18 protein-coding genes are annotated in these 23,614 nt (G+C 73.2%); 10 read left to right on the forward strand and 8 right to left on the reverse strand.

The window, feature by feature from the left end:
* Positions 1-20: 20 nt before the first annotated feature.
* Positions 21-1,772 carry a malto-oligosyltrehalose trehalohydrolase gene (treZ, locus tag ABZ990_RS03100; protein ID WP_361224335.1) on the reverse strand — a complete coding sequence of 584 codons (1,752 nt, stop codon included), beginning with the start codon at positions 1,770-1,772 and terminating at the stop codon, positions 21-23.
* Between the two features lie 187 nt (positions 1,773-1,959).
* Positions 1,960-3,048, reverse strand: a complete 1,089-nt coding sequence (locus tag ABZ990_RS03105; RefSeq protein ID WP_361224338.1) for a GNAT family N-acetyltransferase — start codon at positions 3,046-3,048, stop codon at positions 1,960-1,962.
* Positions 3,049-3,162: 114 nt separating this feature from the next.
* Here ABZ990_RS03105 and ABZ990_RS03110 point away from each other — a divergent pair, with 114 nt between their 5' ends.
* The 3 genes from ABZ990_RS03110 (at position 3,163) to ABZ990_RS03120 (ending at position 8,053) form a co-directional block, all read left to right on the forward strand.
* Positions 3,163-3,729, forward strand: a complete 567-nt coding sequence (locus tag ABZ990_RS03110; protein ID WP_361224341.1) for a DUF1707 and FHA domain-containing protein — start codon at positions 3,163-3,165, stop codon at positions 3,727-3,729.
* A gap of 813 nt (positions 3,730-4,542) precedes the next feature.
* Complete coding sequence (locus tag ABZ990_RS03115) at positions 4,543-5,736, forward strand: cytochrome P450 (protein WP_361224344.1); 1,194 nt, start codon at positions 4,543-4,545, stop codon at positions 5,734-5,736.
* Positions 5,737-5,830: 94 nt separating this feature from the next.
* Positions 5,831-8,053: a hypothetical protein gene (locus tag ABZ990_RS03120; protein WP_361224347.1), complete on the forward strand. Its 2,223-nt coding sequence runs from the start codon at positions 5,831-5,833 to the stop codon at positions 8,051-8,053.
* 101 nt (positions 8,054-8,154) lie between these two features.
* Here ABZ990_RS03120 and treY read toward each other — a convergent pair whose 3' ends face one another.
* Together treY and glgX are read right to left on the reverse strand one after the other, a co-directional pair.
* Positions 8,155-10,548, reverse strand: coding sequence for a malto-oligosyltrehalose synthase (treY, locus tag ABZ990_RS03125; RefSeq protein ID WP_361224350.1), 2,394 nt, complete (start codon positions 10,546-10,548; stop codon positions 8,155-8,157).
* Between the two features lie 221 nt (positions 10,549-10,769).
* Positions 10,770-12,890: a glycogen debranching protein GlgX gene (glgX, locus tag ABZ990_RS03130; protein WP_361224353.1), complete on the reverse strand. Its 2,121-nt coding sequence runs from the start codon at positions 12,888-12,890 to the stop codon at positions 10,770-10,772.
* Between the two features lie 679 nt (positions 12,891-13,569).
* Between glgX and ABZ990_RS03135 the strand changes: the two genes are divergently transcribed.
* Positions 13,570-14,823 carry an SAV2148 family HEPN domain-containing protein gene (locus ABZ990_RS03135; RefSeq protein WP_361224356.1) on the forward strand — a complete coding sequence of 418 codons (1,254 nt, stop codon included), beginning with the start codon at positions 13,570-13,572 and terminating at the stop codon, positions 14,821-14,823.
* 203 nt (positions 14,824-15,026) lie between these two features.
* Entirely contained in the window at positions 15,027-15,785 is a 759-nt protein-coding gene (locus ABZ990_RS03140; protein ID WP_361224359.1) for a 3'-5' exonuclease, read from the forward strand.
* Positions 15,786-15,883: 98 nt separating this feature from the next.
* Here ABZ990_RS03140 and ABZ990_RS03145 read toward each other — a convergent pair whose 3' ends face one another.
* Both ABZ990_RS03145 and ABZ990_RS03150 read right to left on the reverse strand, forming a co-directional pair.
* A complete protein-coding gene (locus ABZ990_RS03145) occupies positions 15,884-16,714 on the reverse strand; it encodes an alpha/beta fold hydrolase (protein ID WP_361224362.1) in 831 nt (276 codons plus the stop codon).
* A gap of 48 nt (positions 16,715-16,762) precedes the next feature.
* Complete coding sequence (locus tag ABZ990_RS03150) at positions 16,763-17,620, reverse strand: aminoglycoside phosphotransferase family protein (protein ID WP_361224365.1); 858 nt, start codon at positions 17,618-17,620, stop codon at positions 16,763-16,765.
* A gap of 459 nt (positions 17,621-18,079) precedes the next feature.
* Between ABZ990_RS03150 and ABZ990_RS03155 the strand changes: the two genes are divergently transcribed.
* Entirely contained in the window at positions 18,080-19,294 is a 1,215-nt protein-coding gene (locus tag ABZ990_RS03155; protein WP_361224368.1) for a S8 family serine peptidase, read from the forward strand.
* 176 nt (positions 19,295-19,470) lie between these two features.
* Positions 19,471-20,052 (forward strand): DUF1697 domain-containing protein, encoded by a 582-nt coding sequence (locus tag ABZ990_RS03160; protein ID WP_361224371.1) that lies wholly within the window; start codon positions 19,471-19,473, stop codon positions 20,050-20,052.
* An 84-nt stretch (positions 20,053-20,136) separates the two neighbouring features.
* Here the strand turns inward: ABZ990_RS03160 and ABZ990_RS03165 are convergent, their stop codons facing one another.
* On the reverse strand, positions 20,137-20,424 hold the full coding sequence (locus ABZ990_RS03165; RefSeq protein WP_361224374.1) for a hypothetical protein: 288 nt from the start codon (positions 20,422-20,424) through the stop codon (positions 20,137-20,139).
* A gap of 224 nt (positions 20,425-20,648) precedes the next feature.
* Between ABZ990_RS03165 and ABZ990_RS03170 the strand changes: the two genes are divergently transcribed.
* Positions 20,649-21,494, forward strand: coding sequence for an alpha/beta hydrolase (locus ABZ990_RS03170; protein ID WP_361224376.1), 846 nt, complete (start codon positions 20,649-20,651; stop codon positions 21,492-21,494).
* On the forward strand, positions 21,487-22,059 hold the full coding sequence (locus tag ABZ990_RS03175; protein ID WP_361224378.1) for a TetR-like C-terminal domain-containing protein: 573 nt from the start codon (positions 21,487-21,489) through the stop codon (positions 22,057-22,059). Before ABZ990_RS03170 ends, ABZ990_RS03175 begins: the two co-directional genes overlap by 8 nt.
* Before the next feature lie 44 nt (positions 22,060-22,103).
* On the opposite strand, the gene ABZ990_RS03180 is transcribed toward ABZ990_RS03175, so the two are convergent.
* Complete coding sequence (locus ABZ990_RS03180) at positions 22,104-22,994, reverse strand: LysR substrate-binding domain-containing protein (RefSeq protein WP_361224380.1); 891 nt, start codon at positions 22,992-22,994, stop codon at positions 22,104-22,106.
* Positions 22,995-23,148: 154 nt separating this feature from the next.
* On the opposite strand from ABZ990_RS03180, the gene ABZ990_RS03185 reads away from it, so the two are divergent.
* Positions 23,149-23,541 carry a nuclear transport factor 2 family protein gene (locus ABZ990_RS03185; protein WP_361224383.1) on the forward strand — a complete coding sequence of 131 codons (393 nt, stop codon included), beginning with the start codon at positions 23,149-23,151 and terminating at the stop codon, positions 23,539-23,541.
* Positions 23,542-23,614 lie beyond the last annotated feature (73 nt).

The following is a 23,614-nucleotide window of genomic DNA, read 5'->3' on the forward strand; positions in this document are numbered from 1 at the left end:
ACCCCTCCGCCGTCCGCCCGTCACCCGTCCGTGAAGACCGCCGCCGACTCCGCCGGCAGCCGCAGCAGCCCGTCCCGGCCGGGTGCCTCCGTCCGCTCCCAGGCGGCGAGCACCCGGTCGCGGCCGTTCGAACCGAGCGCGATCTCCGCCGGCTTCGGCCCCAGGTTCACCGCCACCCGTACGTCCCCGCGCCGGAACACCAGCCAGCGCGCCTCCTCGTCGTACGCCACCCGCACCGCCGCCAGGTCCGGATCGGTCAGGTCCGGCAGGGTACGGCGCAGCGCGATCAGCTCGCGGTGCCAGGTCAGCAGCCGCTTGTGCGGATCACGCCCGCGCTCGGCGCGGTCAAGTACGGAGCGGTCCCGGGTGGCCGGGTCCTGCGGATCCGGAATCTCTTCCTCCGTCCAGCCGAACGCCGCGAACTCCCGCCGCCGCCCCTGTCGTACGGCCTCGGCGAGCTCCGGATCGGTGTGGTCGGTGAAGTACATCCACGGCGTCCGCGCCCCCCACTCCTCACCCATGAACAGCATCGGCACTGCCGGACCCGTCAGCACCAGCGCCGCCGCGCAGGCCAGCAGCCCGGGGGAGAGGGTGGCGGAGAGCCGGTCGCCGGCGGCCCGGTTGCCGATCTGGTCGTGGGTCTGGGCGTAACCGAGGAACCGGTGCGCCGAGGTACGCGCCCGGTCCACCGGCCGGCCGTGCCGGCGGCCCCGGATGCTCGAATACGTGCCGTCGTGGAAGAAGACCCGCGTGAGCGTCTTCGCCAGCGCGGCCATCGGGGCGCGCGCGAAGTCGGCGTAATACCCCTGGGACTCACCGGTCAGCGCGGTGTGCAGGGCATGGTGGAAGTCGTCGTTCCACTGCGCGTGCAGCCCCAGGCCGCCGGTCCCGCGCGGGGCGGTCATGCGCGGGTCGCACTGGTCGGACTCGGCGATCAGGAAGTGCCGGCGGCCCTGCTCGGCGGAGAGTTCGTCGACCGCCGCCGACAGCTCCTCCAGGAAGGTGAGGGCGCGGGTGTCGACGAGCGCGTGCACGGCGTCCAGCCGCAGCCCGTCGATCCGGTAGTCGCGCAGCCAGGCCAGCGCGCTGCCCAGGAAGTACGCCCGGACCTCGTCCGAACCGGGCGCGTCCAGGTTCACCGCCGGACCCCAGGGGGTGGTGTGGGTGTCGGTGAAGTACGGCCCGAAGGAGGGCAGATGGTTGCCGGACGGGCCCAGGTGGTTGTGCACCACGTCCAGGACCACCCCGAGCCCGAGCCCGTGCGCCGCGTCCACGAACCGCTTCAGCGCCTCCGGCCCGCCGTACGGCTCGTGCACCGCCCACGGCGCGACCCCGTCGTACCCCCAGCCGCGCGTTCCCGGGAACGGGCACAGCGGCATCAGCTCCACATGGGTGATCCCGAGCCCCGCCAGCTCGCCGAGCCGCGCCGCCGCCGCGTCGAGCGTGCCCTCGGGAGTGAAGGTGCCGATGTGCAGCTCGTATACGACACCGGCCCGCAGCCGCAGCCGCGGGGTGTCGTGCCGCCAGACGTACGTGTCGTGAGCGACGACGGCGGCGAGACCGTCCGGGCCGTCGGGGAGACGGCGGGCGCGCGGATCGGGCAGCACGGGGCCGCCGTCCAGGGCGAAGCCGTACCGGTCACCGTCGGCCGCCGGGGCGGTACCCGTCCACCAGCCGGCCCGCTCGGCGTCCCGCGCGAGCGGGTGCGCGGCACCCGCCAGCTCCAGCGTCACCCGGTCGCGGGCTTGTGGCGCCCATACCTCGAACAGCACGTGACGGTCCCCTCGTCTCGTCGAGGGCGCGCGGACACGGGGGTGGGCCGGACCCGGGGGTGGGCCGGACCCGGCCGGCGGCCGTACGACCACTCGGTCATATGGCCATATGACCGAGTGCCCTGTGCCCCTGTGACCGCGCCCGTGTCCACACGCCCGATCCACGGCTACGGGACCATCCTGGCAGTCAGTCGCCCTGTCCGCCCGGTACGCCCTGTCCGCCCGGTACATCCGGCGCGTCCCACACGTAATTGATCTGCCGCTCGAAGGTGACGTAACCGGCCCGCGCGAAGGAACGCGCCATCGGTACATTGCCGACGTCCGTCGCCGCGCGAATCCGCGGCACGTCCTCCTCGGCGAGGATCCGGGTGCCCTCGGCGAGGATCTCGTCGATGTGCCCCCGGCCCCGGTGGGCGGGCAGCACCCCGAGGTACGCGATGATCGCGTGGTAGTTGTTGCGCGCGGGCACGACGAAGCCGACCGGCTCCCCGGTCGTGGCGAGCTCCGCGATCCGCCACCACGAGCGGGGCGTCGTGTAGTGCGCCAGCTCGTCGTCGTAGTGGAGTTCGGCGGCCTCGCGCAGGGAGAGCCCGGACGCCAGATCGGCCTGGCCGTGGGCGTCCAGCGTGCCCTCCATGACCGGGGTCATGAGCGCGAGGAGATCCTCACGGTCCCGGACGGGGCGGAAGACCAGCCGGCCGGTGGGTGCGGGAGTGGGATGGGGGTCCGGGGGTGCCGGCTCGCGGCGCCACTCCAGACGGAGACGCTCGACCAGGGGCCGGGCACCCGAGGCCGCGAGAACGCCGAACAGGGTCTCCAGATGCGCGCGGGTCTCCGGTACGCCCTGCCAGTCCGGCGGTATGTAGCGTCCGTACTCGGGGCGCGGGCCGTCCCCGACGACCGCCGCGCTCGCCGTCTCCAGCAGCCGTGTGCCAATGGCGGCGGCCTCGTCGGCGGGCAGGGCGGGGTCCAGATCGAAGAAGTCCAGATACTGGGGCTCCGTGCCGGGCCGGCCGGTCCACCAGCCGATCCGCCCGACCAGCCGCTCCCCGCGCAGCGCCACCCACAGCCACTCGGGGCGGCGGCGGCCGGTGGCGAGGTCGTCGGCGAGTTCGTGGTCCAGGACGTAGTCGAGACGGTTGAAGAGATCCAGCTCCCCGGGGCCGGCCAGCGGCCGTACGACAAGCGGGGCCTGCGGGGTCTGCGGGTCGTGCAGGTCGTGCGGGGCCTGCGGGGCGGTCAGGGCGTACGAGTCGGGTGACTCGGGTGAGGTCATACGGGGTCCTCCACGTGGTCGAAGCGGGCCGACCGTAACAACGAAGCTGCAGGGTGGCACGCGATTAACGGCCGTTCTGGACACCTCGGGGCCTTCCGGCGGACAATCACGAGCGTGACGACCCCTCACCCGTACCCGCTCCCGGCGCCCCCGCCGGACCGTGCCCCCCGCCTCGGCGACGCCGAGCGGGAACAGGCGCTCGCGGTGCTGCGCGAGGGAGTCGCGCAAGGGCGGCTCTCGCACGACACGTTCCTCTTCCGGATGGAACGCGTCCTGGCCGCCAGGCGGCCCGAAGAACTCGTCGTACTCACCTCCGACCTCGCCACCGAGTCGGGCTGGAGCCGCCGGGTGATGGGCGCGGTCGGCCGCATGTCGGCGTTCACGGCGAAACTCAGCCGCACCTGGCACGCCGAACGCCTGCCCAAACTCCTCCTCCCGCCGCCCGGCCCCTACCCGCTGCGCATAGGACGCGACCCCCTGAACGGGCTCCGGCTCACCCACGAGACCGTCTCCCGCATGCACGCCGAACTCTCCTGCCAAGGTGGAACCTGGGTCCTGCGCGACCTCGGCTCGACCAACGGCACCACCGTGAACGGCCGCCGCGTCGTGGGCGCGGTGGCGGTCCGGCCCGGAGACCAGGTCGGCTTCGGGCAGGTGGCGTACCGGCTTTCGGGGGACTGAGGAGTGGGCCCGCGCGTAAGTGCGGCGGTGGGGGCGCGGCCCGCACGGGCGTGAGACGTGTGGGGGCTGGGCTTGTACGTGAGTGCGGCGGCTGGTGTGCGGCCCGCACGTAAGCGCGGCGGCTGGTGTGCGGCCCGCACGGGCGTGAGACGTGTGGGGGCGGGGTCCGTGCGTAAGCGAGACGGCGGGGGTGCAGCCCGCACGTAAGCGCGGCGGCAAGCCTGGGCGCATGTGTGATTGGGCAACGTTGGCCTTTTTTGTGCCTCCTTCGCCTCCGGGGTGCTGGAGTCGGACTCACAGCACCGATCGTGCTCGGCCCACTCGTTCCTCGCGGGCCTGCGCGCGTTCGGCACTGTTCCCCCGACGCACCCCTTCGGCTCACTCGGCCGTAGGAGGCGGCCCGCACAAAGACGTAACGGCAGGGAAGCGGCCCGCACTCGCGGTGCCTCCGGAGCGGGGCCGCACCGGTTCGCAACGGCCGGGGTGAGCCCGCACTCGGCAGTGGCGTGGCCCGCACTCACGGGAGCAGGGTGAGCCCGCACTGGGGCGTGACGGTAGGGGTGTGGCCCGTACTCGCGGTGCCTCCGGAATGGGCCGCACGTAAGCGAGGCGGCTGGGGGCTGGGCTCGCGGGTGGGTGCGGCGGTAGGTACCCGGCCCGCACCCGGACGCGACGGCAGAGGGGTGGCTCGCACCCCTCCGGGGTCCCGAGAGGCGCTTCACCCGGTCGGCGGTACACCTGCTGCGACCAAGTGGGGCCGGTGGTGCTGTGAGGAGAAGGTGATCGGTGGCGCGGATCCGGTGAGGGGGCGAGATGAGCGAGCAGCGGACGGGTGGCGTGCCCGACGAAGTGCCCGGCGGTGCGGCCGGCGACGGGAACGAAGACATGCGCGGCGGTGCGGCCGAAGGCCCGCCGTCCGACCTGCCGTCCAGCCTGCCGTCCGACCCGCCGTCCGACCTGCCGGACGGCGTACCGGCGGGCTGCAGCACCCTCGGGCATCGGAACGACCGCGCGCCCTGGCGGGACCTCTGGGCCCGGCTGCCCACCATGGCGCCGGCGGCCCGGCCCGTCGAGCGGGCGCCGCGGCCCGGGGCGCGCCGGGTGCCGCCGAGTCCGCTCGCGCCGGGGGCGGCGCGCGATCCGTATCGCACGTACCGCGTCCTGCGCGAGGAGTTCCCGCTCACCTACGACCCGCTGCTGCGGGCCTGGGTGCTCAGCCGGTACGCGGATGTGGCGGGCGCGCTGACCGACTCCCGGTTCACCCATGGGCACCGGCCCGGTGATCCGCCCTGCGCCCAGACCCACACCGACGTCGACGAGGCCGAACTGCGGGCCGTCGCCGAACGCACCGCCTTCGTCCTCGCCCACCGACTCGTCGGCCGGCCGCTCGTCGACCTCGTCGCCGACTTCTGCCGCTGGCTGCCTGCCGGCACCGTCGCCGCCGCCGTCGGCGTCCCGTACCGCGACATGATGCGGCTGGTCCGCGGCCGTGCCGCTGCCGCCCTCGCCGGCCAGTGCACCGGACAGATCGCCGTCCGGGAGAAGGCCCTGGCCGGGTTCCTCGCGGATGTCCTCACCGACCCCGAGCAGACGGCGGCGCTGCGCGACGCGCCTTCCGACCTCGTCGCCCGGGCCTGGGCCGAGTCTCTGCGGCGTGAGCCGCCGGTGCAGATCGTGCTGCGCCGCACGCGCGGCGAGATCCATGTCAGCGGGGGCGTGCTGCCGTCCGGCGCGCCCGTCGCGCTGCTGCTCGGCGCGGCCGGCCGCGACCCGGAACGCTTCCGGCACCCCGACCGCTTCGACCCGGGCCGCGCCGACCCCGCCCAACTGACCTACGGCTCCGGCCCGTGCCCCGCCGTCACCCTCGCCGCCCTGGAAGCCGAGTACGCGCTGCGCGCCCTGTTCTCCGCCATGCCCCGGCTCCGGCTCGCCGACGGCTTCCGCCCCGTGCGCGCCGGAGTCGTCACCCGCGCGCCCCGCAGCCTCGTCGTCCGGCCGGGCGGATAACAGGACGGACGACGACAAGAACGGAGGAAAGGGGGCGAGGCGGCCGGGCGAAATGGGTGTGCGGGCAGGTGCGGGGGCCTGCGAACATGCCGCCATGGAACACCCCATAGCGCACACACTCGAACGACTGGTCGTCCGGCACACCCTTCGCGTCCCCGCCCCGGCCGAGGGAAAGACCCTTGAACGGAACGCTCCGGAAGAAGGTCTCCGCCAAGGGGCCGACGCGGTACGGCAGTTCGACGTCGCTCTGATGTCCGTGGGGTTCAAGCTGTCCGGCGGGCTCATGGCCGCGCTCGGCGGGCTCGACCGGCCGGCGGTCGAGACGATCGCCGCCCGCACCCTCGCCACGGTCCGCGAACTGGTCGGCGACCACGTCGACCACAACGTCTACTTCAAGGACTTCCCCGCCGGGGTGCCCGACACCCCGGACTTCTGGGCCGCGTGCGTCGCCCAGGCGCTGGTCGCCGACGAGGAGACCCGGACCCGGGTCCTCGACCAGCTCCGGCACGGACACCTCGACCTGCTGAGCCTGCCCACCTACGGCCGCTACCAGCACACGTACGAGGACATGCTCGCCGCCCACGACGAGTTGACCGCCTCCGCCCGGGACCGGGTGACCGTCCTCGTCCTCGGCGGACCCCTGGAGGACGAGGTCGCCGGCCTCTACCGCGCGCTGGCCGGCAGCACCACCCCGCTCGGCCCGGAACACCTCGCCGACCTCGCCGTGCTCGCCGCGCACTGCGCCGACGGCCCCCAGCCGGACACGATCCCGATCCGGGAGAGCCGTGCCGTCGTCAACAAGGCACGCCTGATGGCCGGTTGCGCGCCGCTCCTGGACACCGCGACGGATGCGCTCCGGCTGGCCTGCGCGCTCGCGGACGGCGATGTCACCCTGCGCGAGCGCACCCGCTTCCGTGCCCTGTCCCGGCCGCACCGGCGGGCCCTGCTCGCCGGGCTCGACGCGGTGCTCGCCGCGGCCCCCGGCAAGTACGCCGACGTGGCGCCGTACCGCGAGCAGTGGAAGCGGCTCGGCGAGCGGCTGCACCCGCACGAGTACCCCCAGTGGCCGCACGCGGCCGAGGTGTTCGCGATCGCGCGCGGCGAGCGCAAGGTGCCCTCGCTCGCCGCCCGCGCCGAGGAACTGCTGGGCCGAGGCGAGGTCGCCGAGGCCGCCGGACTGCTCGCCCGCGAGGCGCCCGGTCTGCTGCTGCGCTCACTGGACCGGCTGCTGCGCACCGCCGCCGGGGACGAGGAGCGCGACGCCGTCCTCGCCGCCGCCCTGCGGGCCGTGCCCGGCGGGTCGGGGCGGGTCCTGCTCTCCGTGCGCGAGCACCTCCAGAACCGCTCCGAACAGGCCGTACCCCAGCGGGTGTTCGTGAACCGTGCGGGCGGGGCCTGGGTGGCCGACGACACCCGCGAGCCGCTCCCGTCCGCCGTACGCGAGCGGGTCCTCGGCGTGCTCGACACCGAGATCCGGCGCCGGCTCGACGCGCCCGCGCACCTGCTGGTCGACCCGGACATCCTGGACGTGGCGCTGCCGCTGAGCGGCCGGGCGACGGCGGCCGGGCTCGGCACCCTGCCGCGCGGCTCCCTCTCCCCGGTCGACGGAGAGCTCCTACGCTTCTTCACCTACTGGAAGCAGGCGGCGCGCAACACCGACTACGACCTGTCCGCGCTGGTCCTGCGCGACGACTACACGACCGGGACCTGGCTGTCGTACACCAACCTCCGGTCCGTGGCGGGCACGCACTCGGGCGATGTCACCGAAGCGCCGGACGGGGCATCGGAGTTCATCGAACTGTGGCTCGGCGCGGTGGACGGCCGGTTCATCGTGCCGCACGTGAACATCTACTCCGGGGAGGGATTCGACGAGGTCGCCGAGTCGTTCTTCGGCTTCATGCTGCGCGACGCCGCCCAGGGTGGGCGGCCCTATGAGCCGCGGACCGTGCGGATGAAGTCCGATCTGCGCGGTCCCGGCCGGATCGCGCTGCCGCTCGTCTTCGAGCGCGACGACGAGGGCGGCTGGCAGGCCCGTTGGATGCACCTGTATCTCAAGGGAAGCCCGGCGGCGAACACCGCCGAGGGGAACCGGGTGACCTTCGCGACTCTGGTCCGCGGTCTGGTCGAACGCACCCCGCTGACGCTCCGCTACCTCCTGGACCTGATGGCCGGGAAGGGCGCCCGGATCACGGTGGCGGACGGGCGGACCGTACCGGACGAGCCGGTCGTCTACCTCGGTCTGGAGCCGCTCGACGGCCTGGCGCCGGGCTCGCGGGTGATCACCCCCGGAAATCTGCGCGACCTGATCCCCGCCTGAGTGTTACGGTCGCTCCCGGGGCGAGGCCATGAGAGGGCTTCCTTCTTATTCACTCTCTGATGAACTAGTCCTCTCGCTTTCCTCGCCCCCTCTTTCTCTTCTCAGGCCCGCGCGAACAGCGCCACCGGCCGGGCCTCGAACAACTCCGCCAGCTTCACCGGAGTATCAGGGCCGCCGGTGAACTCCCGTACTCCGTCCAGGAGATCGGCCCAACGGCCCTCCGGCAGCACCAGCGTGGTGTCCTGCCAGCCGCCCGTCTCCGCGAGCCGCAGCGACAGCCGGGTGACGGCGGTCAGCACCTGCCCTGTACGGGCGAAGGCGACACAGTGCCGGGCGGCCGGGCCGGTCGCGGTCAGCGGGGTGTACGTGCCCGCCGGGCCGAAGAGCTCCGGGCGGTCGCGGCGCAGCCGCAGCGCGGCCCGTACCACCGCCGTCTTGTCGTCGTCCGGACCGGCCGCGAACGGCGCCCGGTTGTCGGGGTCCACCAGGGCCCGGTACTCCCGCTCGGTGTTCTGGTACAGCTCCGGCACCCCCGGCATCGTCAGCTGGACCAGCGTGGCGCCCAGGAGCTGGGCCCGGATGTGCGGTTCGAGACCAGCCGCCGGACCGGCGGGACCGCGCAGCGGGATCCGGCCCGGCCCCGCCGCGGCGAAGTCGGCCACCGCCCGCTCGTAACCGGCGTCCGGTTCCGTCCAGTTGGTGTGCAGCCCGGCCTCCCGTACGGACTTCAGCACCGCCGGTCCCAGCCGCTCCGCGTCCGGGGCGCCGAAGCCGAACGCGGTCTGCCACGCCGTCCATGCCAGATGCGGATCCGGCGCCGGTACGTCCGAGGCCCGGGCGGTCACGTCGGCGAACAGTTCCGCCCAGCGCCCCGGACACTGGGACAGCACCGCGATCGCGGCCCGCACATCCGCGCTGCGCTTGGTGTCGTGGGTGCTCAGCACCGTCCCCGTCGCGGGCCAGTCCCGGGCGAGCCGGGCGCAGAAGGCGTGGAACTCCTCCGGTGAGACCGCCGGGCGGCCCGGGTCGCCGCCCACCTCGTTGGCGCTGAGCAGCGGGGTGTATCGGTAGAAGGCCGTGTCCTCCACGGACTTGGCCCGCAGCGCCGACGAGGTCTGCGCGAACCGGGCCCGGAAAGACCGTTGCCCGGGGCCGTCCCCGTACGCGCCGAGGGCCAGACCGCGCACGACGTCCACCGCCGTCGCCTCCTCCGGTACCGCGAACGCCGCCTTCGCGCCCCGTACCGCCTCCGCCGTGAGCACCCGCTCGCCGCCCGTGCGGTAGGGGCGGTAGACCGGCATCCGGACCAGGAGTTCACGGATCGCCGTGTGCAGCGCCCAGGGCGCGTGATCGCGCAGGGCGGGCTCGGCCGCGCAGATCCGGGCCGCCGAGCGGGTCAACGCGACGATCTCGGAGGTCAGTTCATGGGTCACCACCTTGTACGCGGCCCGCCGGGCCGTCGCCTCCCAGTAGCCACCCCGGTCGCCCGCCCGGCCGGTGAACTCCCGGTACAGATCGGCGAGTTCCTCGGCGCCGAGCGGATCCGTGAACAGGCCGTCCACCCGCCGCAGCGCGTCGTAGCCGGTCGTCCCCGCCACCGGCCACGCCCCGGGAAGACCCTCGTCCCCCGTGAGGATCTTCTCCACCACGATCCAGCACCGCCCACCGGTCGCCTCCTCAAGGCGGGCCAGATAGTCCTCGGGGTCGGCGAGCCCGTCCGGGTGGTCGATCCGCAGCCCCTCCACCACCCCGTCCGCCACCAGCTCCCGTACCTTCGCGTGGGTGGCGGCGAACACCTCCGGGTCCTCCATCCGCACCCCGATGAGATCCGCGACGGTGAAGAAACGCCGGTAGTTCAGCTCGGTGCGGGCCAGCCGCCACCAGCCGAGCCGGTAGAACTGGGCATCGAGCAGCTCGTCCAGGGGCAGTCCCTCCGTACCGGCCCGCAGCGGGAACACCGGCCCGTCCAGCCCGTCCGGACTGTCCGCCCCATCCAGACCGTCCGCCCCGTCGAGCGCGAGCATCCCGTTTGTCACCCGCAGTCGGCCCCGGACGTCCGGCAGGCGCGCCGGCAGTACCGGCAGCAGCACCCGCCCGTCGCCCGCCGCCCAGTCGATGTCGAACCAGCGGGCGTACGGCGACCCCGGCCCCTCCCGCAGCGCCTCCCACAGGGGGCGGTTGTGCCGGGGTGAGGCCGCCATGTGGTTCGGCACCACGTCCAGGACCAGCCCGAGGCCGTGCTCCCGCGCCGTCGCCGCGAGGGCCCGCAGCCCGTCCTCGCCGCCCAGCTCGGCCCGGACCCGCCGGGGGTCGGTCACGTCGTAGCCGTGTGCCGAACCGGGCACGGCCTCCCACACCGGCGACAGATGCAGATGCGAGACCCCGAGCCCGGCCAGGTGCGGCACGGCGCGCGCGGCGGCGGCGAAGGGGAAGTCCGGCCCGAGCTGGAGCCGGTAGGTGGCGGTGGGCAGCGCCCGCTGCGAGGAGGACGTCATGCGAACGTACGTACCCCGCCGGACGCCTTCCTTGTCATCCCGTCCCGCGTCCGATCGGGTGTCGGACGCGGGAGACCACGCCCCTCGCCGGGGCGGCCCGGACCCGCGCGGCCGTCCCGGCTCACTCGTTCGGCTCACTCGGCCGGCCGCCCCGCGTGACGAGCGTCGGGGTCCGTACGGGTCAGGCGCGGGGTGGTGGCCCGGCCTCGGAGCCTTACGGGTCAGGCGGGGCGGCGCAGCACCGTCAGGGTCAGCGGTGCGAGCGTCACCCGCTCGCCCGCCGTGACCTCCGGCCCGCGCTCCGGGGGCATGCCCTCCGGGTGGGAGGTGTCCACGACGACCTGCCAGCGCTCGCCGTGCGTGTCCGGCACCTCGAAGTCCAGGTGCGCCGACTCGGCGTTGAACATCAGCAGGAAGGAGTCGTCGGCGATCCGCTCGCCCTGGGTGCCGGGCTCGGAGATGGCGTCGCCGTTGAGGAACACCGTCAGCGCCTTGGCGTGTGCGGCCTGCCAGTCCCGGGCGGTCATCTCCTCGCCCTCCGGGGTGAACCAGGCGATGTCCGTGAGCTCGTCGTGGGTGCCCTCGACCGGCCGGCCGTGGAAGAACCGCCGGCGCCGGAACACCGGATGCTCGCGCCGCAGCCGCACCATCGCCCGGGTGAACTCCAGGAGTGTGGCCTCCGGTTCGGCACCCGGCTTCGGCCAGTCCACCCAGGAGACCTCGCTGTCCTGGCAGTATGCGTTGTTGTTGCCGCCCTGGGTGCGGCCGAACTCGTCGCCGTGGCTGAGCATCGGCACGCCCTGCGAAAGCAGCAGGGTGGCGAGGAAGTTACGGGTCTGCCGGGCCCGCAGTTCCCGGATCCCGATGTCGTCGGTCTCGCCCTCCACCCCGCAGTTCCAGGAACGGTTGTGGCTCTCGCCGTCCTGGTTCCCCTCGCCGTTGGCCTCGTTGTGCTTCTCGTTGTACGAGACGAGGTCGCGCAGGGTGAAACCGTCATGGCAGGTCACGAAGTTGACCGAGGCGAGCGGCCGCCGACCGTCGTCCTGGTAGAGATCCGAGGAGCCGGTCAGCCGCGAGGCGAACTCGGCGAGCGTCTGCGGCTCGCCGCGCCACAGATCGCGGACACAGTCCCGGTACTTGCCGTTCCATTCGGCCCACTGCGGCGGGAAATTGCCCACCTGGTAGCCGCCCTCGCCCAGATCCCACGGCTCCGCGATCAGCTTCACCTGGCTGACCACCGGATCCTGCTGCACCAGGTCGAAGAACGACGACAGCCGGTCCACCTCGTGGAACTGGCGGGCCAGCGTGGCCGCCAGATCGAAGCGGAAGCCGTCCACATGCATCTCGGTCACCCAGTACCGCAGACTGTCCATGATCATCTGGAGGACGTGCGGGGAGCGCATGAGGAGCGAGTTCCCGGTGCCGGTGGTGTCCGTGTAGTAGCGCTGGTCCTCCGCGAGCCGGTAGTACGACGGGTTGTCCAGGCCCCGGAACGACAGCGTCGGACCCAGGTGGTTGCCCTCGGCGGTGTGGTTGTAGACCACGTCGAGGATCACCTCGATGCCCGCCTGGTGCAGCGCCCGGACCGCCGCCTTGAACTCCAGGACCTGCTGTCCTCGATCGCCCCAGGAGGCGTAGGCGTTGTGCGGGGCGAAGAAGCCGATCGTGTTGTAGCCCCAGTAGTTCGAGAGCCCCGCGTCCACCAGCCGGTGGTCGTTCACGAACTGGTGGACGGGCATCAACTCCAGTGCCGTGACCCCCAGTTCCTTCAGATGCCCGATCACCGCCGGATGCGCGAGCCCCGCGTACGTCCCGCGCAGCTCCTCCGGCAGATCCGGATGGCGCATGGTCAGACCCTTCACATGCGCCTCGTAGATGACCGTGTGGTGGTACTCCGTGCGCGGCCTGCGATCGTCGCCCCAGTCGAAGTACGGGTTCACCACCACCGAGGTCATCGTGTGCGGCGCCGAGTCGCGGTCGTCGCGCGCGTCCGGCCGCCCGAACGGGTAGCCGTACACCGCCTCCCCCCACGCGACCGAGCCCGAGATCGCCCGCGCGTACGGATCGAGGAGCAGCTTCGCCGGATTGCAGCGCAGCCCGCGCTCCGGCGCGTACGGACCATGGGCCCGGAAGCCGTACCGCTGCCCCGGCATCACCCCGGGCAGATAGGCGTGCCGCACGAAGGCGTCCGTCTCGCGCAGCTCGACCGTCGTCTCCGCCCCGTCGTCGTCGAGAAGGCACAGCTCGACACGGTCGGCGGCCTCGGAGAAGACCACGAAGTTCGTACCGGCGCCGTCGTAGGTGGCGCCCAGGGGATACGCCTGTCCCGGCCAGACCTGCATAGGCGAACCTCTCCCACTTCCGATCCGGGGCGGGCAGCGGCACACGGCGACCGCGGCGCCAACGGCAGCGGAACGAGCCGGACGCGGCGGGGAGACCGCCCTACGGGCCGACCCGGTCCGAAAGGCCGATCCTGCCCGAAAAGCGGACAAGCTCCTAGGAGGCCGATTCCTCCGGACGGGTGATCGCCTGTGGAGGGTGGCCGCCGCGGGTGAGGGCGACCCGAACGCGCGGACGGCCTGGACGCGCCGCCGGTCCGAAGGTGCGGCCCGTCTGGACACGCGGCCGGTCCGAACGCGCCGCCGGTCTGAACACGTGGACGGCCCGAACACGCGGCCGGGAAGCCCGGCGAACCGGGGGAGTCCGGCCGGTCCGCTCCCGGCGGTCAACATCGGGTTCCGCGCCGTCGCCCCTCGGTGGAAGGCCGTGCCGCGCGGGGCGGGGCCGGTGGGGCGGAGTGGCCCGACAGTGGGGCGTACCCCTATGAATCCGCTCACTCCGGACGATCTTGACCCCGGGAACCTCGGCCCGGATCCGGGCAGTTGGGCAAAGCCCCGGACGATCCTGCTGCGTCGGCTCCCGGTCCCGGAGTACCCTTCCTTGATCGTTGTCAGGTGGTAGTGGCGGGTTGTCCGGCCGGTGGGCCGGATCGGATGTCCGGGAGCAGAAGGCGGTGCGCGGGTGAGCTCGGGAGAGCTGGAGCTGCCCCCAGGCGAGGCGGGTGGCGACGGCGGGGCGGCCGAGCCCGCGACGGTGCCGCCCGGCGCGGTCTCCGTCGCCCGGCCGGTGGAGATCGGGGCCGAGCTGGAGTGGGGCGCCGAGGCGTGGAGCGAGGTGCGCACCCGGGCCCAGCGGGCCGGCCGCGCGTACATCTGGCTCAATCTCGTCGAGCAGCGGCTGCGGGCCGTCGTCGCGGCGGTGCTGCGCCCCGTCTACGAGCCGGTGCACGGCGACGACTGGGTGGTCGCCGCGGCAGGACCCGCCGGGCAGGAATGGGTCCAGCGGGCCGTGGCGGTCCGTGAGGTCTCGCGGCGCAAGGGCTATCTGCTCGACCCGGCCGACGACAACGTCCTCAGCTTCCTCACCCTCCCCCAGCTGCGCGAGCTGATGGTCCAGCACTGGCCGTGCTTCGAGCCGTACTTCGACGACCGGCGCGAGGTCGAGCTGGCCCTCGACGAACTGGAGGTGACGCGCAACGTCGTCTCCCGCAACCGGGCCCTGTCGCTGACCGTGCTCGCCCAGTCCGAACGGGCCTCCGCCCGCCTCCTGGAGATCCTGGGCAGCGGCGCCGGGGTGCCCTCGGCGGACCGGCTGCCGGTAGACGCGGTCGAGGACCTGGTGGGCGACCGGTACGCGGACGTGGTCTCCGTCCACCCCGACCGGGTCCGGCTCCAGCGGCAGCTGCCGGCCGAGGACCTGTTCGGCGGGGCGCGCCGGCTCGACGCCACCGGCATAGGCCTCAATCTGCTCGTGCAGAACTTCTCCGGGCGCCGGATGGTCCGGCTGGCCGAGTCGGGCTGCCGGATAAGGCTGCTGTTCCTCAATCCGGCCAGCAGCGCCGTCAAGCGGCGCGAACGCGAGCTGGGTCTGAAGAAGGGCGAGCTGAGCCGCGCGGTCGAGATGAACATCCTGCACATGCGGCGGGTCCGCTCCCGGCTGCGCGACCCCGGAGCCTTCCAGATCCACGTCTTCGACGAGACGCCGCGCTTCACCGCGTACCTCGTCGACGGGGACGGCCCCGACGGGGTCGCCGTCGTCCAGTCGTACCTGCGCAAGGCGCGCGGGATGGAGGCGCCGGTCCTGGTGCTGCGGGGCGGCGGACGGAACATGGTGCGGCCGAACGGGGCCGCCGACGCCGACGAGGACAACGGGCTTTTCTCGACATATCGGGAGGAATTCGAGTCCGTGTGGCTCGACTCCCGGCCGGTCTCCTGACCGCCGGACCGCCTTCCGACCCACACCCGCCCCGCAGTCGACCGACACCCGCCCCACAGTCGGTGTCACGCCCGGCGTCGTACCCCGGCCCTGCGCCCGACCCCGCGCCCGAGCCGTCGCCCGAGCGATGGCCCGCGGCGGATTGTCAGTGGCGCGTGCGAGGGTGAACATCACCACGGGGGAGATCACGTAAGGAGGACCCGATGGCTTGGCATGCGGAAGCACTGGTCGGCTTCGACCTGGAGACCACCGGCACCGATCCGCTGGAGGCCCGGATCGTCACGGCCTCGGTCGTCGGCGTCCACGGCGGGCGGGTGGTCCGGCAGCGGGACTGGCTCGCCGACCCGGGCATCCGCATCCCGGAACAGGCGTCGGCGATCCACGGCATCAGCAACGAACGCGCCGCCGCCGAGGGCCGCCCGGTCCGCGAGGTGGCGGACGAGATCGCCGAGACCCTCACCGGGTACTGGCGGGACGGGGTCCCGGTCGTCGCGTACAACGCGTCCTTCGACCTGACCCTGCTCGCCGCCGAACTGCGCCGGCACGGGCTGCCCTCCCTGGAGGAGCGGCTCGGCGGCGCCACGATAGGCCCGGTCGTCGACCCGTACACCATCGACCGGGCCGTGGACCGCTACCGGCGCGGCAAGCGCACCCTGGAAGCGGTCTGCGGGGAGTACGGGGTGGAGCTGACCGCCGCCCACCAGGCGTCGGCCGACGCGCTCGCCGCCGTCCGGGTCGCCATCGCGATAGCCGAGCGGCACCCGGCCGTCGCCGCCCTCACCCCGGCCGCGCTGCACGAGAGCCAGATCGGCTGGTACCGGACCTGGGCCGTGGACTTCCAGGCCTTCCTGCGCCGCAAGGGGGACGCGCAGGCGGTGATCGACCCGGTCTGGCCGATCCGCGGCCTGTCCGTGCTCACGCCCGGGTCCGAGGAGCCGGTGACCGCCCGGGCGCCGTTCTAGCGGCGGGGGCGGTCCGGACGGTCAGGGGGCGGGGCGGTCGTTCCCGGATCCCGGGCCGAGGGGTGTGGGCTGCCTGAGAGGTACTGGGCCCGAGGGTGTCAGGAGTGGGACTTGAGGAAGGAGAGCAGCAGCTCGCCGGTCGACTCCGGCCGCTCGACCGGGAACCAGTGGCCCGCGTCCTCGACGCGCTCGTACTGCCAGGAGCCGGACACCCGCTCGCTCGTACCCGTCATCTGGTACTCGGTGAGGAAACGGTCGCCGCTGGACCAGATCCCCAGCACCGGGAACCCGTCGGGCAGTGGCGGCACCGGAAGTTCCGGGGCGAACACCAGCTCGGGGGGCAGGCCCGCGCGGTAGATGTTCAGCGCGGACGTCAGCGCGCCCGGCGCCCGCAGCGGCTCCAGGACCTCTTCCACGTCCGGGTGCTCGGCGAGCATGTCGCGCAGGTTGGCGAAGTCGTCGTGCGCGAGCCAGTTCTCGGCGATCTCCGGGATCTGGAAGAGCAGGACGTACCAGGACAGCTGCTTCTGCGTCCAGCCCGCCTGCCGGTAGGCGGCGATGTGACCGACCGACAGGAGGCTGAGGCTCAGCACCCGGTGCGGCAGCCCCTGGGCGAGGCCCTGCACGATGCCCGCTCCCCAGTCGTGGCCGACCAGATGGGCCCGCTCGACATCGAGCCGGTCGAGCAGCTGCACCAGGTCGCCCACCGAGGCGGCCGGGGAGTACGCCTCCGGGCCGCCCTCCGGACGGTCCGACGCGCCGAACCCCCGCAGGGTCGGCGCGATCGTACGGAAGCCCGCCGCGTTCAGGACCGGGATCTGATGGCGCCACAGCCGGTGCGAGTCCGGGAACCCGTGCACCAGCAGGACCGCCGGTCCCTCGCCGCTCACCTCGACGTCCAGCGTGACGTCCGACAGTTCCACGCGCATCACAACACCCCGTCCCGACCGGTCCGTTCGTTACGGGGAGCCATGATGTCAGAACGGGTACCAGCGCACCTCGGGATCGCCGTCGCGCAGTGAGGCGACCCTGCGTTCGAACTCGGCCAGCGCCTTGGGGTTCGCCGGCGCGTGCTGGGCCACCCAGGCGCAGCTCGCGGTCTCCCGCGCGCCGCGCAGGACGGCGCAGCCCTCCCAGGCGCGGACGTCCCAGCCGTAGGCCTCGGTGAACGCGTCGTAGGCGGCCGGGTCCAGGCCGTAGCGGTCCCGGGACAGCGCGAGGACCACCAGGTCGTGCTCGCGCAGGTCGGAGGAGAAGGTCTCCAGGTCGACCAGGACCGGGCCGTCGGGGCCGACGTGGACATTGCGGGGGAGCGCGTCGCCGTGGATCGGCCCGGGGGCCAGGTGCGGGGTGAGCGCGGCGGCCGTCGGCGCGAAGGAGTCGCGCCGCTCGCGCAGGAACGCGGCGTCCGCCGGGTCGATGGCGTCGCCCGCGAGCCGCAGCCAGCGCTCCACCCCGCCCAGCAGTTCGCGGCGGGGCAGCTCGAAGTCCTCGGGTTCCGGCAGGGCGTGGACGGCCCGCAGCAGCGGCGCGAGATCACGCGGCTCCGGCGGCCGGACCGCGTCGGGAAGCCGGTGCCAGAGGGTCACCGGATGCCCCAGGGCGACGAGGGGCGCGGACTCCGCCGCCCGTACGGCCGGAATGCCGGCCGATTCCAGCCAGCCGGACAGGGCCACCTCGCGCGTGGCGCGCGGCAGCAGCTCGGCGTCCCGGCCGACCTTGACCACCAGGTCGCCGAGGGCGAAGACCGCGTTCTCGCCCAGGGCGAGCAGGGTCGCCTCGTCCGCCCGCAGTCCCGCGGCGGCCAGGATCTCCCGGGCCCGCGCCTCGTTCATCGTGCTCTCCCCACATCAGGTGCGATTTCCGCCAAAGTCTCGCATCCGCGCTGGTGGCCGCCGCGATCGGCCGGGTGGGTGGCGGGGCGGATGCCGGGGCCTCGGGGTGGTGGCCGGGAGACCGGGAGAGTGGCCGGAGTGGTGGCCGGAGCGGTGGCGGGGGTGTGGAAGGGGTGCCCGAAGCGCGCGCGTGGCATCGGAGAGGGAGGGCGGGGCCGGGCCGTGGCGGGGGGTGCGGGGCGGCTTCGGCGGGTGGGGTTGCCGACAACTCTAGAGATGTGAGGGGCGAGTTGAGGCGACTCGCCCCTTTTCTCTTTAAGGAAGCTTGTTGGAAAAGTCAGGGGTTCGTGAAGGCCTTGATTTGCACTCGTCAATCAGACAAGGTTTCGAGCAAGCCGCCGGAAGGGTTCCGTCCGACGGCTCAACCCCCCACAAAACCTGACGAGGAGACTCCTCTTCATGGCAATACACAAGCGTGACCGCAAGCGCACCCGGATCATCGCCGTCGCGACCGCGATCGCGGCGGCGGCCGGAGTGACCGTCCTCACCGGCCAGTTCGCGGGAGCGGCCCCCGCTCCCGCCGAGGGCAAGGTCTACGGTCTCGGCGTCAAGGACGCCGTCGCGGGCAGCTATGTCGTGCTGCTCGACCAGAAGAAGGGCCGGGCCGGCAAGTCCGAGCTGGCCAAGGAGTACGGCGGCACCCTGCGCCGCAGCTACGACTCCCGTGTCAACGGCTTCTCGGTCAACGGCCTCAGCGAGACCCAGGCCAAGCGCCTCGCCGCCGACCCGGCCGTCGCCAAGGTCGTCCAGAACCGGAAGTTCAGCATCGAGGCCACCCAGGAGAACCCGCCGTCCTGGGGCCTGGACCGGGTCGACCAGACCGAGACCGCCGGCGACGACGCGTACAACTACCCCGACAGCGCGGGCGAAGGCGTCACCGCGTACGTCATCGACACCGGAGTCCGCATCACCCACCAGGACTTCGGCGGTCGCGCCTCCTTCGGCTACGACGCCGTCGACAACGACGACACCGCCGACGACGGCAACGGCCACGGCACCCATGTCGCGGGCACCATCGCCGGATCCACCTACGGCATCGCGAAGAAGGCGAAGATCGTCGCCGTCCGGGTGCTCGACGACAGCGGCTCCGGCACCACCGAGCAGGTCGTCGCCGGCATCGACTGGGTCACCAAGAACCACCAGGGCCCGTCCGTCGCCAACATGAGCCTCGGCGGCGGCGCCGACCCGGCCCTCGACGACGCGGTGCGCCAGGCCATCGCCTCCGGCGTCACCTTCGGCGTCGCGGCCGGCAACGAGTCCTCCGACGCGGGCCAGGGCTCCCCGTCCCGGGTCACCGAGGCCCTCACGGTCGCCTCCTCGACCAAGGACGACGAGCAGTCCTCGTTCTCCAACTACGGCTCGGTCGTGGACCTCTACGCCCCGGGCTCGGACATCACCTCGGCCTGGAACGACAGCGACAGCGGGACCAAGACCATCTCCGGCACCTCGATGGCCACCCCGCACGTCGTCGGCGCCGCCGCCGTCTACCTCGCCGGCCACCAGGACGCCACACCCGACCAGGTCGCCGAGGCGCTGGTCGACGGGGCCACCCCGGACACGATCGGCAACGCGAGCCCCGGCACCGCCAACCGGCTCCTGAAGATCGTCGAGTAGGACCGACCGACCCGGCCGCCGACCGGCCGGTGCCGTACGGACTCGGGCACCCGTACGGCACCGGCCCCGGCCGGCCGGACGACGGCCGCCGCGCCCTCCCCCACGGGGCACGGCGGCCGTCGTCGTGCTGCTGGGACCTGCCGGACACGGACCGGGGCGGACCCTAGGGTGAGGTCATGACGACGACCACGTGGGCCGCCCTGTTGCGCGGCATCAACGTCAGTGGGCGCAACAAGGTCCCCATGGCGGAGCTTGTCTCCGTGCTCGAAGGGCTCGGCCACACCGGCGTGCGGACCTATCTGCAGAGCGGCAACGCGGTCTTCACCACCGACCGCGCGACGGCGGGGTCCGGGTCCGTGGCAGCCGCGGAAGGCGAACTGGCCGCCGAGCTGGAGGCGGCGATCGAGCGGCACTTCGGCTTCACGGTCCCCTGCCTCGTACGCGACCACGCCTATCTGTCGGCCGTCGAGCGGGCCTGCCCCTTCCCCGCCGCCGAACTGGAGGGCAAACAGCTCCACGCCTTCTACTGCTCCGGCCCCCTCGACGCGGACCGCTTCGCCTCCCTCGATCCGGCCGTCTTCGCCCCCGAGGCCTTCGCGCTCGGCGATCGCGCGCTGTACCTGTACACCCCCGAGGGGCTGGGGCGTTCGAAGCTCGGCGACGCCCTGGGCCGCCCGGCCTTCTTCAAGGGCCTCACGGTCACCGCGCGCAACTGGAACACCGTGCGCAAGCTCGTCGGGATGACGGCGGGCGCCTGAGCGACGCGGGTACGCGGGCGGCGCGGGGCCTGTGGGCGTGCGGACTGCCGGTGTGCGGACCGTCGGCGTGTCGCGGCGCCCGGCTCACAACCCTCGGATGGCCTCGCCCAGATCCGGGCCGTAGGAGGCCCAGCAGACGATCGAGCCGTCGGCTTCGAGATGTCCCATGAACCAGTCGCCGTCGACCCGCGCGAGACAGAGTTCGTGGAACGAGAGGATGACGTCGGGCTGGAGGACGGCGTAGTCGGTCCGGCCGTCCTCGTACTCCTCGATGACGACGAGCCGCTCCAGGGGGAGCGGGTCCGCGGCGACGTCGCCCGAAGCGGAGCGCACCCGCTCGATCGTCCAGCCGTCGGGAAGTTCCGTGTCCACGTCCCCATGATCACGGCAAAGGTGCCGCGCGGTCACTCTCACGGCGACCGACTCCGTTCCGCCGAAGCCGGACGCGGACGCGGGCGCGTTCGCGCGAGCCTCCAGCGGGTCCCCTCCGAAGGTCGCGTACTCCCTGCTGCCCCGCCCGGGTTCCGCTGTTGACTCTTTCGGCTAATCATATTAGCTTTTGGCTAACGAGATTAGCCAAGCCTCTGGGGGACGACATGACCGAGACCGAGTACCTGACCGTCGACGGCGGCGGCACCCTCGCCTACGAGATCGCGGGATCCGGCCCGCTGATCGTGCTCGCGCACGGCATGGGCGACAGCCGCGAGGCGTACCGCGCCGTCATGCCGCAGCTCGTGGCGGCGGGTTACCGGGTCGCCGCGGTCGACCTGCGGGGCTGCGGCGAGTCCAGCGTCGACTGGCCCGCCTGGACGCGTACCGACATCGCCGGCGATCTGCTCGCCCTCGTCCGCCACCTCGGCGGCCCCGCCGTCCTCGTCGGGCACTCGGTCTCCGGCGGCGCCGCCACCATCGCGGCCGCGCGGGAGCCCGCGCTGATCACCGCCGTCGTCGAGATCGCGCCGTTCACCCGCAAGCAGTCCATGCGCCTCGGCGACCTGCGGGTCACCCGCTACCGCCAGGGCATGCTGCGGCTGCTCGGCACCGCCCTGTTCGGCAGCCTGCCGATGTGGCGCCGGTACCTCGACGTGGCCTACCCCGGAGCCAAGCCCGCGCACTGGGCCGAGCGGCTCGACCTCATCGAGCGCCGGCTGAACGAGCCCGGCCGGATGAAGGCCATGCAGAACATGGGCAAGAGCGCCCCGACCGACGCCGGCGCGCAGCTCGGCAACGTCCGCTGCCCCGTCCTCGTCCTGGAGGGCACCCTCGACCCCGACTGGGCCGACCCGCACGCCGAGGGGACGGCGATCGTCGCGGACCTGCCGGCCGGCCTCGGCCGCCTGGAGATGATCGAAGGCGCCGGACACTACCCGCACGACCAGTTCCCCGACCGCGTCGTCTCCCTCGTGCTCGACTTCCTCCGGACGGAGGCCGCCCGTGCCTAGGGCCGGACTGGACCCGGCGGCCGTCGTCGCGGCCGGCGCCGCGCTCGCCGACGAGGTCGGCTTCGCCCAGCTGACGATGGGTTCGCTGGCCGCGCGGCTGGGGGTGCGCACCCCGTCCCTGTACAAACACGTGGGCGGGCAGGACGACCTCAACCGCCGGATCGCCGCCCTGGCGCTAGGCCAGGCCGCCGACGCCGTCGAACGCGCGGTCGACGGCCGTACGGAACGCGACGCCCTGGCCGCCGCCGCCCGTGCCTTCCGTACCTTCGTCGTGGCCCACCCCGGCCGCTACGCCGCGACCATCGGCATGGAGCCGGCCGGTTCCGACGACCCGCTGGCCCTCGCGGGGGAGCGTCTGCTCGGTGCGTTCGCGGCCGTCCTGCGCGGCTACGCGATCGGCGAGGCGGACGTCGGGCACGCCCTGCGCATGCTGCGCAGCCTGTGCCACGGGTTCGCCACGCTGCAGGCCGCCAACGGCTTCCAGTGGAGCACCGACATAGACGAGAGCTTCGAGTGGCTGGTCACCTTCGCCGACCGGGGCCTGCGCGCCATGGGAGCCGCGTAGGGGAAAGGGGCCCGCATCGGAGCTCTGTCGTGGGGCGCCGCCGGTCAGGACGCGGGCCCGGCCGTGAACGCCCGTCGCCCGTGCGCGAGGAACTCCCGTGCGCCCGGCCCGTGCGATCCCTTCCACACCAGGGCGAGCAGCGCCGGCTCCTCGACGTCGTCGAGCGGGCGGACGGTGAGCCGGTCCTCGTACCGCGCGGCCATCGACTCGCTCAGGACCGTCGCGGCGAGTCCGCGCGCGGCGAGGCCGGCGAGCGCGTCGGCGGCACCGGCCTGCAGGGTGATCGTGGGACGCAGGCCCCGCGCGGCGCAGGCCTGGTCGAACAGGGTGCGCAGGCCCGTTCCGGACGGCATGCACGCGAGCGGGTAGGGGATCAGGTCGCGCAGGGTGACGCGCCGTCGCCGGGCCAAGGGATGCCCGTCGGGGACCGCGACGACGAGCCGTTCGCTGACGATCGTCAGCGACTCCAGATCCGCGGGCGCGGCGCCCGCCGCCCCGATGACGGCCAGGTCCAGGGTGCCGGTGCGCACCCCCTCCACGAGCCGGTCGGAACCGTCCTCGCGCAGCGCGATCTCCACCCCGGGATGCGCCTGGTGGAACGCGGCGAGCGCGTCGAACAGCGGGGTGAGGGTGCAGCCGACGACCATCCCGAGGGTGAGGCTGCCCCGGATCAGCCCGGTCACCTCGCCCACCGCCTGGCCGACGGCCCCGGCCGAGGCGAGCGCGGCGCGGGCGTGATCGAGCGCCGCCGCCCCGGCCGCGGTGAGGGTGACCGTACGGCCCGACCGGTCGAACAGCGTGGCGCCCAGCTCGAGTTCGAGCTGCCGGATCTGTGCGCTGACGCCGGACTGGCTGATGTGGACGCGCTCGGCGGCGCGGGTGAAGTTCCGTTCCTCGGCGACCGCGACGAAGTACTCCAGCTGCCTCAGTTCCATGACTGTGGATTCTAGTGAGGAGAAGAACCATCTGTTGGACTTCTGATTGGTGGGGGACGAGGCTGGGAAGCGTTCCAGCCGCCCCGCGCGCACGGCTGCCCGCCTGTGGCCCACCTGCCGCGGCCCGTCCACGCGTCACGTCAGGAGAACCCCTGTGCCGGAGTACGAGAAGGCCATGAGCCCCGAGGACATCACCCGTCTGTTCGTCGAGCGGTCCAACGCCGGTGACGCGGCCGGAGTCGCCGCGCTCTACGAGGAGGACGCGGTGCTGGCGTATCCGCCCGGCCGGCGGACGGTGGGCCGCGAGGCGATCCGCGCGCTGTGGGAGAAGGTGCTGGCGAACCGTCCCCGCTTCGCGCCGGAGACGCCGCTGCCCGCCCTGGTCGGCGACGGGCTCGCCCTCACGTCGACCGCGCCGAAGGACGGCGCGGGCGCCCGCGCGCAGGTCGTCCGCCGCCAGCCCGACGGAAGCTGGCTGCGCGTGCTCGACCAGCCCGAGTTCACCCCGGTCGAGACCCCCGTCGAGCCCACCGAGCCGACCAGCTGAACAGCACGCGCGGGGTGCCGAATTGGCCCAGTCGCAGGGCGAGGAAATGGCCCAGAAGTGCGGTCCATCCGCT

Origin of the sequence: Streptomyces sp. NPDC046203 (genome assembly GCF_040646255.1) — a bacterium.
Taxonomy (GTDB): domain Bacteria; phylum Actinomycetota; class Actinomycetes; order Streptomycetales; family Streptomycetaceae; genus Streptomyces.

Excerpts from the sequence above, each read along its gene's own strand:
- ABZ990_RS03180 (WP_361224380.1), bottom strand. The coding sequence starts at position 22,994 with ATGGAACTGAGGCAGCTGGAGTACTTCGTCGCGGTCGCCGAGGAACGG.
- ABZ990_RS03140 (WP_361224359.1), top strand. The coding sequence starts at position 15,027 with ATGGCTTGGCATGCGGAAGCACTGGTCGGCTTCGACCTGGAGACCACC.
- ABZ990_RS03145 (WP_361224362.1), bottom strand. The coding sequence starts at position 16,714 with ATGCGCGTGGAACTGTCGGACGTCACGCTGGACGTCGAGGTGAGCGGC.
- ABZ990_RS03160 (WP_361224371.1), top strand. The coding sequence starts at position 19,471 with ATGACGACGACCACGTGGGCCGCCCTGTTGCGCGGCATCAACGTCAGT.
- ABZ990_RS03115 (WP_361224344.1), top strand. The coding sequence starts at position 4,543 with ATGAGCGAGCAGCGGACGGGTGGCGTGCCCGACGAAGTGCCCGGCGGT.
- ABZ990_RS03150 (WP_361224365.1), bottom strand. The coding sequence starts at position 17,620 with ATGAACGAGGCGCGGGCCCGGGAGATCCTGGCCGCCGCGGGACTGCGG.
- ABZ990_RS03120 (WP_361224347.1), top strand. The coding sequence starts at position 5,831 with ATGGAACACCCCATAGCGCACACACTCGAACGACTGGTCGTCCGGCAC.
- ABZ990_RS03105 (WP_361224338.1), bottom strand. The coding sequence starts at position 3,048 with ATGACCTCACCCGAGTCACCCGACTCGTACGCCCTGACCGCCCCGCAG.
- ABZ990_RS03170 (WP_361224376.1), top strand. The coding sequence starts at position 20,649 with ATGACCGAGACCGAGTACCTGACCGTCGACGGCGGCGGCACCCTCGCC.
- ABZ990_RS03155 (WP_361224368.1), top strand. The coding sequence starts at position 18,080 with ATGGCAATACACAAGCGTGACCGCAAGCGCACCCGGATCATCGCCGTC.
- treY (WP_361224350.1), bottom strand. The coding sequence starts at position 10,548 with ATGACGTCCTCCTCGCAGCGGGCGCTGCCCACCGCCACCTACCGGCTC.
- glgX (WP_361224353.1), bottom strand. The coding sequence starts at position 12,890 with ATGCAGGTCTGGCCGGGACAGGCGTATCCCCTGGGCGCCACCTACGAC.